Source organism: Blautia segnis, from assembly GCF_014287535.1.
GTDB lineage: Bacteria > Bacillota > Clostridia > Lachnospirales > Lachnospiraceae > Blautia_A > Blautia_A acetigignens.
In genome coordinates this window covers 1-15,434 of sequence record NZ_JACOOT010000023.1, presented here as the reverse complement: position 1 = coordinate 15,434, position 15,434 = coordinate 1, and the positions used below count along the sequence as shown (strand labels likewise).

16 protein-coding genes are annotated in these 15,434 nt (G+C 47.2%); 9 read left to right on the top strand and 7 right to left on the bottom strand.

Annotated features, from left to right (window positions below; translation table 11 throughout):
- Positions 1–8 precede the first annotated feature (8 nt).
- A complete protein-coding gene (locus H8S54_RS09775) occupies positions 9–254 on the top strand; it encodes a DUF6061 family protein (protein WP_055199743.1) in 246 nt (81 codons plus the stop codon).
- 51 nt (positions 255–305) lie between these two features.
- Here the strand turns inward: H8S54_RS09775 and H8S54_RS09770 are convergent, their stop codons facing one another.
- The 7 genes from H8S54_RS09770 to H8S54_RS09740 form a co-directional block, all read right to left on the bottom strand.
- Positions 306–2,951: an ABC transporter permease gene (locus tag H8S54_RS09770; RefSeq protein ID WP_186901407.1), complete on the bottom strand. Its 2,646-nt coding sequence runs from the start codon at positions 2,949–2,951 to the stop codon at positions 306–308.
- A 15-nt stretch (positions 2,952–2,966) separates the two neighbouring features.
- Positions 2,967–3,638: an ABC transporter ATP-binding protein gene (locus H8S54_RS09765; RefSeq protein WP_118225235.1), complete on the bottom strand. Its 672-nt coding sequence runs from the start codon at positions 3,636–3,638 to the stop codon at positions 2,967–2,969.
- 135 nt (positions 3,639–3,773) lie between these two features.
- Positions 3,774–4,673, bottom strand: coding sequence for a sensor histidine kinase (locus H8S54_RS09760; protein WP_186901406.1), 900 nt, complete (start codon positions 4,671–4,673; stop codon positions 3,774–3,776).
- On the bottom strand, positions 4,666–5,343 hold the full coding sequence (locus H8S54_RS09755; protein WP_186901405.1) for a response regulator transcription factor: 678 nt from the start codon (positions 5,341–5,343) through the stop codon (positions 4,666–4,668). The genes H8S54_RS09760 and H8S54_RS09755 overlap by 8 nt, the downstream gene beginning before the upstream one ends.
- A gap of 16 nt (positions 5,344–5,359) precedes the next feature.
- The gene (locus H8S54_RS09750) at positions 5,360–6,532 is read right to left on the bottom strand and encodes a sigma-70 family RNA polymerase sigma factor (RefSeq protein ID WP_186901404.1); all 1,173 of its coding nucleotides are present in this window, start codon (positions 6,530–6,532) and stop codon (positions 5,360–5,362) included.
- Positions 6,533–6,566: 34 nt separating this feature from the next.
- Complete coding sequence (locus H8S54_RS09745) at positions 6,567–7,193, bottom strand: alpha/beta fold hydrolase (protein WP_055058962.1); 627 nt, start codon at positions 7,191–7,193, stop codon at positions 6,567–6,569.
- A 12-nt stretch (positions 7,194–7,205) separates the two neighbouring features.
- On the bottom strand, positions 7,206–8,309 hold the full coding sequence (locus tag H8S54_RS09740) for a DUF6076 domain-containing protein (protein WP_186901403.1): 1,104 nt from the start codon (positions 8,307–8,309) through the stop codon (positions 7,206–7,208).
- Between the two features lie 222 nt (positions 8,310–8,531).
- Between H8S54_RS09740 and H8S54_RS09735 the strand changes: the two genes are divergently transcribed.
- From H8S54_RS09735 to H8S54_RS09705, 8 genes are all read left to right on the top strand, one after another.
- A complete protein-coding gene (locus H8S54_RS09735) occupies positions 8,532–9,152 on the top strand; it encodes a CHC2 zinc finger domain-containing protein (protein ID WP_186901402.1) in 621 nt (206 codons plus the stop codon).
- On the top strand, positions 9,127–10,518 hold the full coding sequence (locus tag H8S54_RS09730) for a DNA primase family protein (RefSeq protein WP_117598360.1): 1,392 nt from the start codon (positions 9,127–9,129) through the stop codon (positions 10,516–10,518). Before H8S54_RS09735 ends, H8S54_RS09730 begins: the two co-directional genes overlap by 26 nt.
- 372 nt (positions 10,519–10,890) lie before the next feature.
- On the top strand, positions 10,891–11,847 hold the full coding sequence (locus tag H8S54_RS09725; protein WP_330600159.1) for a plasmid recombination protein: 957 nt from the start codon (positions 10,891–10,893) through the stop codon (positions 11,845–11,847).
- Positions 11,841–12,152 carry a hypothetical protein gene (locus tag H8S54_RS19560; RefSeq protein ID WP_330600158.1) on the top strand — a complete coding sequence of 104 codons (312 nt, stop codon included), beginning with the start codon at positions 11,841–11,843 and terminating at the stop codon, positions 12,150–12,152. The genes H8S54_RS09725 and H8S54_RS19560 overlap by 7 nt, the downstream gene beginning before the upstream one ends.
- 15 nt (positions 12,153–12,167) lie before the next feature.
- Complete coding sequence (locus H8S54_RS09720; RefSeq protein ID WP_117526568.1) at positions 12,168–12,353, top strand: hypothetical protein; 186 nt, start codon at positions 12,168–12,170, stop codon at positions 12,351–12,353.
- 89 nt (positions 12,354–12,442) lie between these two features.
- Positions 12,443–12,673: a helix-turn-helix domain-containing protein gene (locus tag H8S54_RS09715; protein WP_015540908.1), complete on the top strand. Its 231-nt coding sequence runs from the start codon at positions 12,443–12,445 to the stop codon at positions 12,671–12,673.
- Complete coding sequence (locus H8S54_RS09710) at positions 12,654–14,600, top strand: recombinase family protein (RefSeq protein ID WP_279288577.1); 1,947 nt, start codon at positions 12,654–12,656, stop codon at positions 14,598–14,600. The genes H8S54_RS09715 and H8S54_RS09710 overlap by 20 nt, the downstream gene beginning before the upstream one ends.
- A 31-nt stretch (positions 14,601–14,631) precedes the next feature.
- Complete coding sequence (locus H8S54_RS09705) at positions 14,632–15,003, top strand: TnpV protein (protein ID WP_118253499.1); 372 nt, start codon at positions 14,632–14,634, stop codon at positions 15,001–15,003.
- Positions 15,004–15,434 lie beyond the last annotated feature (431 nt).

Genomic DNA, 15,434 nt, shown 5'->3' with positions numbered 1-15,434 from the left:
GGTTTCTTATGGATAGGTTGATTTCTTGTGAGTTCAACATGGATAATGCCTGTGTGGAACTGAAATTCTTAGATGGCAGTATGATTGCTATTGATACAATAGCCGTGGAGAATGAGGTTGCTGACAATATGTATCAGCGGTCAGAGCTGGACTATCTAATCTACAATGACCCGATTGGATATGCAGACTTGATATTGAACGGAAACCCCGAAATTTATCTAAAAACTGTAACTGAATGTAAACCCTTAGATTAAAACTCAGCCCTCTGCCTTTTCATTGGCAGAGGGCCGTTTTTTGCTTAACAGTTATTGAGCATCCCTTAATTGCTCTACAACACTGCATTTCGCTGCGTTGTCATACATCATGCAAGGAATCAGCCACCCCAGCAGAAGAAATACCGGAATTGTCAGCAGGACAGGCAGAATGGTGAATCGATACTCAAAGAACCAGAACATACTGCCCAGCATTTTTCCCGCAAGAGGTCCCACCGCCAGCGACAAAATAAAGGCCGCCGCTACGGAGGACATTGCGTAAAACAACCCCTCATAGATCAGCATGGTTTTGAGCTGCCGGTTTGTCATTCCTACAGCCTGAAGCACAGCAAATTCACGGCGGCGGGAAAGAATACCGGTCATCATGGCGTTGAAGAAATTTAAGAGTCCCACCAGCCCAATGATAGCACAGAGGATACCACCTATCAGAAGGAACATCTGCCGGAACTGAGCAAATTCAGAGCGAGCCGTGGCCTTGCTTTCATACATCAAGGGCGAAAACTCACCGGCAGTGAGCTTCGATAGATATTGCTCTGCTTCGGCCTCGTCAACTTCGTCCGCTGTGTCGAACAGGTAGAGCATCGGAATGGCTGCACCACCGCTGTCCCTCTGTGCGGTGTCCACAGACAAAACTGCGTCATATCCAATACCACCATAACGATAACTCATGGAATTCGGAAGTTCTACCAAGGCGCAGACCGTGTACTCTACATCTCTGGCTCCATACAATTTTGCCTGAAAGTACTCCTCCGGTGTATCTTCGGTGCGGAGTTCCCCGGTGCGGCTGTCGATATATTTCACATCATCCGCATAGGTAGCGGTAATCGTGTCCCCCACCTTGGGGTAGTATTCAGGATTGAGCAGATTGCCGTAATCATCCAAAGAAACCGCAATGGCAATAGCGTTATTGTTTGGCTCCAGCATAGGAGAAATATCTCCGTCGAGCACTTGCAGCTTGTCAAACAGACTGTTATCCAGAGCCTCGATTCTGGTATCTCCCATCACCATATTGCCCCGGTGCTCCAGACGGCTCATATGGCTGTCCAACTGCTCAGCACTTTCGTACCTTGCATAGTCCTGCCGCAGAGCATCCTCCGTCATCCACAGATATGCGGGTTTTCGCACAGCATATCCCGTGCCGGAAAGACTGGCCTTTGTGTTTGCTGCGATCTCTTCAATCTGTTCCGGCGTGATGAATTCATCTGCCGGGTTGTAACGGAAATAGTCGGGCGTGCTGACGATAAAATCGGCGCAGGTCATGAAGGATACATACTTCTCCATGCTGAAGCCGCCCACAAAGGCACACAGCGCATTGAACAGCGTCACCGACAGTGCCAGAGACACCACCACCAGCACCGTCTTTTTTTTGTTTCGTCCCAGATTGGCAAAGGCCATCTGATGGAGCTTCGCTCCCCGGGTGCTGCGCTGTTTTTTCTTGGTCTGCATTGCATCCGTATATTTGGTAGCCTCCACCGGAGAAACCCTGGCTGCCATTTTCCCGGGCTTGGAGCAGGACAAAAGCACCGTCAGCAGGGCAAACAGCACGGAGCCAACAAAGATCACAGGCGAAGTGCTGATGGTGGTGATGCCTGCATCCAACTGGGTGGAGCGCAAGACAACAGGCACCAGAACAGCGCCAATGCCATAGCCCAACAGCAGCCCCGCCGGAATGCCGATCAGACAAAGCAGAAGTGCCTGCTGGCGAATGATGCGTTTGAGCTGCCGGGGCGTTGTGCCAATGGTTTTCAGAAGCCCGTAAAACCGGATATCCCCCGCAACAGAGATCTGGAAAATGTTATAGATGATAAGATACCCGGTGAAAATCACCAGCAGCAAAAAAGCTGCTATGGCGATCACAAGTTCCGGATCGAGCTGCGACTCCAGCTGGGATGAGGTATATCCCCAGTTGACGCCGATTCGAACGCTGTTGGGATCGGTATAGCTGTCCCATGTGTAGCCGAGATCGGTATCCACCTGCTCCATCTGCCCTTGAATGTTTGTACTGGAAGCCATCATGACATTCAAATCGGTGCGGAAGGGCTGTAACCCTGTTTTCACTGCCTGCGCTTCGATGTCATCTGCGTAATCACGGCTGATGTTGATGTAGTGAACAGGCATTAGTTCATCATAGTCCCAATAGCCTACCAGCGTAAAGGTGTCCGTTACAGCAAAGGCGGTTTGATCCTTGTCCGTGATGGAATAGGAAACCGTGACCTCTGCGCCCAACTCCGGCGTCACACCAAGCAGCTGCAACGCTGCCGTATCCATGGCTACCTCTTTGCCGCTTTCGGGCATCCGTCCGATAGTAGGGGTTGCATAGCTCCATTTAGTGCAGTTGGCATCCATGTAGCTGATCTCTGCCGGTATTTTGGCAAAGACCCCCTCCGCAGTGATACCGATTACCTTCCGTACCCCCGTAGCCTTCACCTTTGGGTGGGCAGCGATGCGTTCCGCCTGCTCGGGGGAAACATCCTTAAAGGTGCCGTGTGCATAGCCGCCTACCTGCCGAAACTGGTAGGTTTCATAGCTGGCGTTCAACGACAAGACAATGGTGAACATGGACGTAAATAGCAGCGTTGTCAGCGCAATGGCAAAAATAGCGATCAGATTGCGGCGACGGTTCGCATAAAGAGATTTTAAGCTGAGTTTTCGAATACATTTTCTGTTTTTGACATTCATCGCAGCCACCTCCCGTTAGTTCTGGGAGACGATCCGACCATCTTCGATACGGATAATGCGGTCTGCCATCTGCGCAATTTCTTCGTTGTGAGTGATCATTACGATTGTCTGGGCGAACTTTTGACTGGTGACTTTCAAAAGGCTCAATACATCCTGGCTGGTTTTGGAATCCAGATTGCCGGTGGGTTCATCTGCCAGAATGATAGCGGGTGCTGCCGCCAGCGCACGGGCAATGGCTACCCGCTGCTGTTGACCGCCTGAGAGCTGATTGGGCAGCGCATCCAGACGATCATCCAGCCCAAGTGTCTGTACAATCTGCTGTACGAAATCCTTATTGACCTTGCCACCGTCCAGCTCAATGGGTAGAACAATATTTTCATACACATTCAGCACCGGAACAAGATTATATGCTTGGAACACAAAGCCGATTTTCCTGCGGCGGAAGATGGTCAGCGCTTCCTCCTTCAGGGAGAAAATATCCTGTCCGTCCACCATGACCGTGCCACTTGTAGGGCGATCCAGCCCGCCCAGCATGTGCAGCAGCGTGGATTTGCCGGAGCCGGATGTGCCGACAATTGCAACAAATTCGCCTTTCTTTACACTTAAATCAACTCCATCCAACGCATGAACTGCGTTATTGCCGGAGCCATAAATCTTTTTCAGGTCTTTTGCCTGTAAAACATCCATAAATGAGTACCTCCATGAAAAAATCTGTATGTATGAAAGGAAATCATCCTTTGATACATACAGATTATCGCATAGGAATCTTTCCACATTCTTTCCGGCGGAAAATGAAATCTAACAGTTTTGATAGAATTGTTGTTATTTCGGCAGAAATATGGAAAACGTACTTCCTTTTCCCGGAACGGAAGCAATCTTGATATAACCTCCCTCGCCGGATATGATCTGTCGGGCAAGGTATAAGCCGATGCCGACCCCTTCCTGCTCCTGAACCGCCTTTGAGCGGTAAAAGCGAGCAAATATCTTCGCTTGCTCAGTTTCCGGTATGCCTGAACCGGTATCCGATATATCGATCCTTGCAAACATTTCGTAACTTACGGCAGAAATCCTGATTGTGCCATGCTCTGTATATTTGATGGCATTGTCTACGATATTCGCCAGCGCTTCCGCTGTCCATTTGAAGTCGAATACAGCAAAAGCATCGGTATCCTGCAGTCGCAAAGACAATCCTTTTTCAGAAGCCTTGGCGGCATATTGTTCTACTACGCTTTCAAGCAGCGGCTGTAGCGCTGCTTGCTGAGGGGTGAGTGAAATGATCCCATTTTCCAGTCTGGAAAGCTTTACGAGAGAATCGATCAAAAATCGCAGCTTTTCCGATTGTTTGTACAGCGCCTCCACATTTGCCTTCGCCGATGCAGGCAGAGTTTCCTCCTTCAGAAGCTCGCTGTATAACAGCAGGTTTGCAATCGGCGTTTTTGTCTGGTGCGAGATGTCCGCAATCAAGGTTTTGATTTTGTCTTTTTCCTGCGCTACATTTCGAGAAGATGCTTCTGCTGCGGAAAGATAGTGTGCAAACTTTGTTTCCAAAGCAGATAGCCGGCTTTCATCAAAATTGGTTTCAGAAAAGGAGCCGGTCATGGCAGCGTCCAGCATCCTTTCGATTTCTTCCATCGTTTTTCTGGTCTTCCTCCGCTCCCATAATACAGCAGCTATCGCCGCCAGAAAACATAGCAGTATGATCACAATGCCGGTTTTATTCATCTTTTGTCACCCAGCTATAACCGATTCCGTAGATGGTTTTAATGTATTTCTGTGCGCCAAGCTTATCCCTCAGACGCTTGATCGTAACAGACAAAGCATTTTCATCCACATATTCTGCGCCATCTGTCCAGATCCGGTCGACAAGGTCTCCACGGGTCATGGTTCGGCCTCGGTTTTCAACAAGCAGACGCAGTAATTTTTGTTCTGTTTTGCTCAATTCAACTTTTGAATCTCCCACATAAAAGGTCATAGCCTCAAAGTCAAAGTGAAATAGATCCATATGGAACAGCGCATTTTTATGGTTTGACGCTTGCTTTCGCAGTTGGGTATTCACCCTTGCACGCAAAACCGAAAGAGAAAAGGGCTTGGTAATATAATCATCAGCGCCTCTCTCCAGTCCGTCTACGATGTCCAGATCGGTGTCGTTGGCAGTCAGCAGAATAACAGGAATTCCGGGCAGGTTTTCCTTGACCTCCCGAAGCAGCTCAAGCCCACTGCCATCCGGCAGATTGATATCCAGCAGGATCAGGGATACACCGCCGCAAAGCAGCTGTTCCTTCGCCGCTTTTAGGTCTTGGCAGGAAATGATCTGACGGTCATCTGCTTTCAGTGCTTTACTTAAACCCTGATTCAACCCTATATCATCTTCAATAATCAATAATTGTTCCATGTATCTCACTCCCTCGTTATTCAAAGGCCACCATTATTTCCTTGGGTAATTTTTCGTTCTCACAGTTCAGAAGATAGGCGATTGCTCTGCTTGCAAATTTGTTTGTTTTCACTGTATCCCAATCGGCAAGCAAAATGACCTCTGCCTTGCCGTTCTCAAAATCTAATGATATTTCGCCCCATTCGCCGTCGCAGTCTGCCTGATATTCGTAGATTGCGGCGGCGATTTTCTTTTTTCGCTTGATCTTGGATTTCTGTTTTAGCCGGACTGCATGGATTGCGCCCTCGGCAACCAACAATTCCGTCAACTTGTCCACTGCTTTTCGGTAGGCTCGTTCTGCACCGCTGGCTGTACTGCCCTCAAACATGACCGCCAGTTTTTCAAAGGTGGGGCGGTCTTTCCATGAGCTGACACGCCCACAGGTCATGCAAATTGCTAACCGTTTTTCGAGCAAGGTCTGTTCCCGGTAATTCAGTTTCTCAAATGCCCGCTGCACCTTTTCTGCCTGTATGCCGTTCCAGAGGATATCGGTATAGTTCCAGCTATCGTCAAGGGCTACATCCTCGCCTGTTTCTTCGCCGTCCTCGTCTGTGACATAGAAAGGCTGCTGATTGCGGATTCCACGGACAACTTTCAGATATTCTTCCGCAAGGGCAAGATCGCAGTTGTATTTCTTGGAAAATTCGTTGACCGCATCCTTGGTATTGTGGTACAGCCAAGCCATTGACCGCACCATTTTGTAATTGGTCAGAGAGGACACCGACCATTTTTCTTCGCCCATGCGAAAACGGAGCATATCATCCCGGATGAACGGATAGATGTATGTAGCATACTCTGCGCCCTTGGTAAGGTCATAGTCCATCAGCTTTTGGAGCATTTGCTCCCGGCAGGAGAGCTTTATATCTATAAATCGGTCTGTGTCATACAGATCGCCGCCATCCACACCGAGAAAGTCTTTGATGCGCTTGTTAAGCTGCGGCTCGTAGTGGTGTAGGAAGAATGAGAAATATATCAAATTCTTTTCCTGCAAGGCAGACAGGATATATTCGTTCAGATTGCCCACCGCTGGAGGCTCCGGTTCCAGTTGAAAGATGCGCTCTGCCGCATAAGGAATGATGCCGTCACCGTGCGGATTGACAGCGTGTTTTGGTATGTATCCGGTCATGTCCCATGAAAAATCACTCAGCATAGCGCACCTCCCTTCTCATTTCTATAAGAATCCCTTAAGACATTCTTTCATAAAAAGCATGAAGTATTTCTGCCAATTCCTGCGGTGATTCAATATTAACTTCATGTCCGGCACCAATAATCGTTTTTAATTCCACGTTCTTAAGCAATTCTGCCAATTCAATAGAAGCATTTTTATTCGCAGTATCTTTCTCGCCATATAACAATAGTGTAGGGCATGATATTTTGTGCAGAGAGTTGTTAAAGTCCAACTCCATCATGGTTTCGCATAGAAGTAAGAAATCAGCTTTTCTAAATCCCATTTGTTGAAACATGGATTTAGGCATAAATCTAAAGAGAAGATTTTGAAATTTCAGAAGCTTCTTGGGCATTTTATATTGTGTGGCGATAAGTACCAAGGAGCGAACTTTTTTCGGATATTGTATAGCATAGTTCAGAGCTAATACGCCCCCAAGCGATAAACCGCACAAATCAATAGGCTCATCATATTGATTGCAGTAATCTGAAAATGCAGCATATAGATTATCATAGGTCACTTCTTTGCTATGAACTAAATCAGGAAGATTCGGACACAAGCTGTAATCAGTAGTTTGCAAGATATCTATTGTTTTTGTCCAACTGTCAGATGTTTGTCCTAATCCATGCACATATATTTGTTTCATATTGTTCCCCCACTAAATATGTATCTTAGCTTCTGCAAGCAAAGCAGCCTGTTCCATTTCTTTTTCATAAGCTCCTTTGGCATAAGCAACATCACTTTTTGCCCGGAGTTCTTTATCTTTTGCCAGTTTCTTCATGACCTCCGCAAGGTCAGCGTCCAGAGTACCACGCTTTACATAGCGATTTATGGTGTTCAGCCTCTTTTCATATATCTGGATAATCGGATGATCGTCTGCAAGCTCTCGCTGTTCTCTGCCTTTTAGATTGCCGATCTGCCGGCAAGTACGGTGCAGCTTGTCCCCCGGTGCATAGCCGCCGCAGTATTTGGTGTGCCTTGCGTTGGTGGTGAGGAACCACTTGCCGCAGATTTTGCATTTCTTCGGTGCATGACCAACACATAAGCCCTCAAAAAGATCAGACCGGAACATCCCCACAAAGGATACATAGTGCATCCGCTTGACCAGCTTTGCTACATCCTCGCCGGGACGGATGACGGATACATACTGAACGGAATTGTTCAGGGTAGACATCCAGGCATTGCCTTCCGTGATGGAAAACTCCGGCGGGAAATAGCTGCCGAACATTTTTGCAAAACCCTCTGCGGTGCGGTCTGCTTCGTTGCCGTCTGTTTTTTCTGCAAAATCAAGCATAGCCGTTTGGTATTCCCCAAGGGAGTATGATAGATGCCCGAAAACTGCGGTATAGCGTTGGAGCATCATCGCATCGGCAAAGTTCTGGATTTCTTCAAATTGCAAAGAATTGGTTGCGGCTTTTATGGCAAACTCCACATATTTCAGCGCATTGTCTACAGTAAAGACTTTTTCAATCCGTTCTCTGTGCTTTGATATATCCAGATAGGAGAACGGCGGAGTTTCGCTGAGAATATCCAACATCGCCAGAGTAGCTTCCCTTGCAATAGGACAGAGTGCAGAAGCATCCTGTCCGGCGTTTAATATTCCAAGCAGCAGATTGATTTTCTCGCATTGCTCGTTCATCTTTGCAATGGTATCCGCAGGGACATTCAGCGCATCACAGGCAAGAGTGCCGACAGGAAGTGTTTTTCCCTCATATATGACCGTATCCTGCCAAAAGTCCAATGTCATCAGTTCTTGGTTCATGCTTGCCCCTCCTGTCCCGTTTTTTTTACTTTCTTAATTGTATCATGCTAATGTAAGGAAATCTACATCTATCAATAAGTTGTCCTGTTTTTTGAAACGGGGTTGTCCTCCGATTAGCCTGTTTTTTGAAAAATCCGGCATAACCATAGTAGAAAGAGCCAAACACCTGCCAATCACGGTGGGTGTTTCGTGCTTTCTGAATACTATGAACGGAGGTTTTCTATGACGATCTATGAAACCATCAAGGCGGCAATCAGCGTGAAGCAAGCCGCCAAACACTACGGGCTGAATGTCAACCGCAACGGCATGGCTTGCTGCCCGTTCCACAACGACAGGCATCCGAGCTTGAAGCTGAATGAGGACTATTTTTTCTGCTTCGGCTGCGGAGCCAAAGGGGATGTGATCGACCTTGTGGCAAGGCTGTTCAATCTGAGCAGTTATGAAGCAGCGCAAAAGCTGGCTTTGGACTTCGGGCTTGACCCGAAACCGCCCACTGCCGCAGCTATGGTCAAGCCAAAGCGTCCCTATATCCGTCAGTTCCGGGAGGATGAAATGCTGTGCTTCCGGGTGCTGACGGATTATTTGCATCTGTTGGAAGATTGGAAAGTGCGCTATGCTCCCAAGACACCGGAAGATGCTCTGGATGACCGTTTTGTGGAAGCCTGCCAGATGCACTGCCATATCGAATATATGGCAGATGTGCTGACGGTGGGTGATCTGGAAGAACGGGTGGCATTGGTGGACAAGCTGATGCAGGACGGCAAAATTGCTTTTCTGCAAGAGTATACCGCACGAAAGAAAAAGGAGGTGGCGCACCATGGCGAAGAACCGGAAAACGCCTGATATGAACTTGCCCATGTGGTTTGACGGGCAGAACATCAACGAAGCTCTGTTTTGTGAAGAATTTCTGCAAGAGCGCAGGATCATCTTCGCAAACGGAGCTTTTTTCACGCCCGATGGTCGAGTGACGGACGATCTTCCTCTGCGTGGGGAGATTTACGACAAGCTGAAATTCTGTGCCGTAAACAATATCCCCCGGAAGATCACCAACATTCTGGAAGTGCTGAAACTGGAAGCGCAAGTGCCGGACTTTCCACCGGAGCAGGATCGGATTCATTTGTCCAACGGTACGCTGCTATTGAACGGCACATTTACCGAGGGCAGACCGGCTATCGTGCGGAGCCGTTTGCCGGTTGCTTACAATCCCGATGCTACTGCGCCGGTGATCTGGCTGAACTTTCTGGATGGGTTGCTTTACGCCGAGGACATTCCAACTTTGCAGGAGTTTATCGGCTATTGCCTGATTCCCTCCAACAAGGGGCAGCGCATGATGGTGATTAAAGGCAACGGCGGCGAGGGTAAATCTCAAATCGGTGCGGTACTGTCTACCATCTTCGGCACGAATATGAAAGACGGCAGCATCGGCAAGATTTCTGAAAACCGCTTCGCCCGTGCCGATTTGGAACACATTCTCCTGTGCGTGGATGATGATATGCGGATGGAAGCTCTGCGCCAGACCAACTATGTAAAATCCATTGTCACCGCACAGGGCAAGATGGATTTGGAACGCAAAGGCAAGCAGAGTTATCAGGGTTGGATGTTCGCCCGATTGCTGGCATTCAGCAACGGTGATCTGCAAGCCTTGTATGACCGCAGTGACGGATTTTATCGCAGACAGCTTGTGCTGACCACCAAGGAAAAGCCAGTGGACAGAGCTGACGATCCCGACCTTGCGGAGAAGATGAAAGCTGAAGCCGAGGGTATCTTCCTGTGGGCATTTGAAGGCTTACAGCGGCTTGTTGCCAACAACTTTAAGTTTACGGAGAGTGAGCGTATCCGGGAAAACCGGGAAGCGGTCAAGCGTGACAACAACAATATCTTTGATTTCATGGATTCCGAGGGATACATCCAGCGTAAAGCGGATGCGTCCATCAGTTCCAAGGATTTCTATGAAATCTACCGGATGTGGTGCGAAGAAAATTCCCTTGCACCGCTGAAAGCCCGCAGCTTCAGCGACGCCATGATTGCCAATGCCAAGAAATTTAATCTGGAACATTGCAACAATATCACCAACTCTGCCGGACGGCGGGTTTGGGGATTCATGGGAGTGGAAGCCATTGCACGACCTCATATAAATGGGTTTTACGGAGATTCGCCGTGTACGTACGTACCGGAGGACATTCCGGAGGAATGGCGGCAGGTCGAGTAAATCCCATTGGCTGGTACGTATGTACGCAGCAAAAGAGCGTGAAACGCTTGTGATAGAAACAGCTCATTTCCTTTATTTGGGCTGTTTCTATTGCAGTGAAAGATTTGATTTTCACTGCCGCCGGGATGGGTGGTGTTTCGCAAAACAGCAGCTATCCGGGCTGAACAACAGAAAACGATGCAGACAGTTTTCGGGCAGTTCAGCAGAGGTCACCGCAGTGACCGCATTCCCCCTCGGGAGAGCCCTCGGAGAGCCCACGGCACTTTGCAGCCAGTATGGATGAAAGTGTCATAGTGGGTTATTACACTTTGAAAAAGTGCCTCTCCGTAGTTCTCCGCTGTCTGCAAATCTCAAAGAAAGGACAAAAATTCTATGGCAAGAAATGATGGAATAGACCGTACCGTAGCCAGAAATCAGGACTTGGAAACCCCGGCAGATGTGGCTAAGGTACAGGAACACAATGAGCGTGAAAAGGACAGCTACAGCAATCAGGACATCGTGCCGGAACGCACTTCTCTGAACGTTCATTTCAAAGCACCCACGGACGATTATGTAAAAACGTTTGAGCAGATGGAACAGGACGGCGTAATTTCCACCAGAGGTCTGAAACCGGATGCCGTCAAATACGGCGAGTTAGTATCTGATGTGAACTCTGCTTATTTCTACAATCATGGCGGCTATGAATTTGCAAAACAGTTTTATGCTGATGCTTACAAAGCCGCCGTGGAGATTGTAGGCGGTGAGCAGTATATCCTCTCCGCTGTGATGCACGCCGATGAGCGCAACCGGGCAATGTCCGAAGCTCTGGGCGAGGATGTGTACCACTATCATCTTCATGTGGTTTATATCCCGGTGGTGGAAAAGCAGATCCTTTGGTCGAAGCGATGCAAGGATGAAGCCCTCCGGGGAACCGTTAAGGAGGTCATCACACAGGTCAGCCGCAGTAAGAAATGGGAGTCTAAGCCGGTGCTTGACGAGGACGGTAATCCAATGTTGAACGCAAGAGGAAAAAAGATTTTGAGGTCATCCTACAGTGTGTTGCAGGATGACTTTTTTCATTTCATGCGAGTTGCCGGATATACCGATCTGGAGCGTGGAGAGCGTGGCAGTACCGAGGAACATCTGACTGTGACCCAGTTCAAGGTGCAGGCAGAACAGCAGCGGCTGGAAACTGTGGCCGGACAGGTGGCACAGGTGGAGCGGGGTTTGGAGAATGCCAAAGCTGCCACGGAGAAGCAGAAACAGAAACTGGAAGCTCTGCAAAAGGAAACCAAAACAGCAAAGACCGTTGCTCTGACGGTGCAGGAGATTGAAACAATGTTGTGCTGACTCCGGATGAATGCGACACGCTCAAACACTATGCGGTCAATGGTATTATTGCCAATGCTGACAACAAGCGACTGAAAGAAAAATTGGCTTCCGCAGAAAAGACGGTTTCCATCTGGAAGCAGCGGTATGAAGCGGTAAGCGAAAAATATATGAAACTCAAACAGAAAGCCCAACCCTTTCTGGATGCACTGGAAATCGCATCCGAAAAGGTTCGGGCTTTTATCAATTCTATCCTCATCAGAGGAAAGGAAACACAGGAACACGAACACCCTGCCCGGAAGCGTGGACAGGATATGGAACTTTGATGGAGGAATCGCCTATTGAAGAAATATTATGAAGAAGCGAAATATAATGCGGCATTTGACCGCTGTGTGGATGTTATGAGCCAGATGCTCCAGAAATATGGACATCAGGTTTTGGATAAATTGGAACAGGACGCTCCGCAGGAAGTGGAGTATTCCGAGGAAAGTAATCAAGCGCAGCTTCTGACGGATAAGGCTGCGTAAAATTTGCAATTTACACGTTGCGTATTCACTATGGCTATGCTATAATGATTACGCAACGTGTATTTTTTGCTTTTGTGGAGAAAAGACGGATGGATTGTAAAAACAGAATTATAAAGTTGCGGGAAAGCACAGGACTGAATCGGAAAGATTTTTGCAAGCTCGTCCATATTCCTTACCGGACTATGACTGAATGGGAATTGGACAACCGCCATGCACCGGATTATGTGCTGTGGCTTTTGGAGTATTATATCCGCAACGAGGGACTTATGGTAAAAGGAAGGAATGAGGGAGGTGGAGATTCTGAAAAAGAAACAACTTAAATGCTATCTTTATACAAGAGTGTCCACCTCGATGCAGGTTGACGGATACAGCTTGGATGCCCAGCGTGACAAGCTGCGGAAGTATGCGGCATACGAGGATATGATCGTTGCCGGGGAGTATTCTGACGAGGGCTTTTCTGGAAAGAACATTCAAGGGCGGCAGGAGTTTCAACGGATGCTGAATGACATCCAGGACGGCAAAGATGATGTTTCTTATGTGTTGGTCTTTAAGCTGTCCCGATTTGGCAGAAATGCAGCGGACGTTCTGAACTCTTTGCAACTCATGCAGGATTTCGGTGTCAATCTGATCTGCGTGGAGGATGGCATTGACAGCTCCAAGGATGCAGGAAAGCTGATGATCTCTGTGCTGTCTGCGGTGGCAGAAATCGAGCGAGAGAATATCCGCACACAAACAATGGCAGGACGGGAACAAAAGGCTCGTGAGGGCAAATGGAACGGCGGATTTGCACCTTATGGATATAAACTGGATAATGGTGAACTTGTTATTGCCGAAGATGAAGCAGAAGTTATCCGAGTAATCTATGATCGTTATATTCATACAAACGAGGGTGTTGCAGGAGTTGCAAAATATCTGAACCGCAATGGTTATACTAAGAAACTAAGACAGAATAATACCATTCCGGGATTTTCAAGAGATTTTGTGAAAAATGTATTGTACAATCCTGTTTATATGGGAAAGATTGCTTACGGCAGACGAAGAACAGAAAAGAAACAGGGTACAAGAAACGAGATGCATGTGGTTGAGCAGTCGGAGTTCCCGGTTTATGAAGGACAGCACGAAGCTATCATTTCCGAAGAAGATTGGTATCTGGCACAGGAAAAGCGCAAGGTCAATTCCTTTAAGCGGGAAAAGGTCAATAATCCAGACCACGCCCACATCCTGTCCGGTATCTTGAAATGCCCATGCTGCGGCAAGAGTATGTACGGCAATATCGCCAAGGCGCACAGTAAGGATAAGAAAACCCGGTATTATTACTACTGCAAAAATACGGTTACACCTACCGGGCATGAGTGCAGCTTCCGTCTGAATATTGAGCAGACGGAAATCAACAAATTTGTGGCGAAGGTTATCTCCGCTATGGTCAATAATCCACGGTTTGTAGAAGCGATTCAGGCGAAAATCGGAACAGCAGTTGATACAGAAGATATGGAAAAGCAGATTGCTGTCCTACAAGGGCGGCTAAAGCAAGCCTTTGGAACGAAAAGCCGCTTGGAGCGTCAGATGGATACCTTGGACCTCAATGATGCCCACTATGACAGAAAGATTTTGGACTTGCAGCGCCGCTATGATGAGCAGTATGATATCATAGAGGAAATTGAAGTTCAGATTGCCGAACTGCAAGGACAGATACGCAGCATCCAGCAGGAGAAAATCTCTGGCGATAACATTTATCGGCTCTTACTGGCATTTGATGAAGTCTACCATTCCGCAACAGAAGCGGAGCAGAAAGAGTTTATGAAAGCCTTTATTGAGCGAATTGAGATGTTCCCGGAAAAGAGAAAAGACGGTAGTTGGATAAAGAAGATCGTATTCAATTTTCCTGTGCCTGTTGATGGTGAGGAAGTGAAAGAACTTCCCTTGGAAACTGAAACAACCGTTGAGACGGTTGTTCTTTTGTCCCAACAAAAACCAGATGATACGATAGAGATCGACTTAGACTTAGATGAGCTGGATGCAACCAGTGCAGAGACGAAAGCGACCTATCAGGAAATCAAAGATTATGTGCTGAAAGAATTTGGCTTGAAGGTTTCAAATTTATATATTTCTCAAATCAAAAGGAAATGTGGAATCGAAGTAGGAGAGAACTATAATCTGCCAAAGACAGAAAATCCAAAAGTGCCACAGTGTCCGAAAGAGAAAGAAGATGCTATCAAGGCTGCCCTGAAATATTTTGCGATGATCTAAAGATATCGCTGATTTCAAGGAGGAATAACACATGAAAAGCACATTTGAAAAAATGGGTGGAACCTACACACTGGGAGCAGACGGAATTTACTATCCGAATCTTGTCAGTACAGATGAAGAACCGCATTATGGGAAATATGGAATGCTGCGGAAAACGTATCTGAAAGAGCATCGTCCGGCAATGTATTCTCTGTATATGTTGGAAGACAGATTGACAAAACATCTGAATGCTGTGGATGATGAAGCACAGGAGAGGATGGGTATTCTGGTGCGTCAGATGATGGAGAAGCAAGGCGTTACGGAAGAATTGAAAGCTCGTGATCAGATGGTGTGGGTTGGAGTTGTAAATAACATCCGGAATGCAGCAGAAGAGATTGTGTTAAAAGAATTGATTTATAGGTAGTAGAATAAGAGCTGAACAAGTAGGACGAAAAATCCTGTTTGTTCAGCTTTTATGTTTATAAGGGGTCAAAGAAGAAGCAAATTACAATTCTATAGCAAGTGATCTTTTCTAAGTTTCGGAAGGCTGGTTTTTTCCGTCATAGTTATAAGTTGCCGATTTAATTATTCCATAGTATGGCTTAAAAAATATTCGAATATAACTTTATAGAAATAATCATGATGGGGAGATTATTTGATGAATTATGTGCTAATATTCTGCAATTCTACTGCTAGTCGATTGATTTATGCACGCTCTCATTATAATATGTGTGCAGGAGGTGTGCGCCAGTTCGGTGCCAAATATATAACTGGTGGGAATCCAGTCTGGTAAGACTTAGCAAGTCGCCAGTACCGAGTCCTTGGAGCGCCAAAGGCTAACAATGGTGTTTAAGC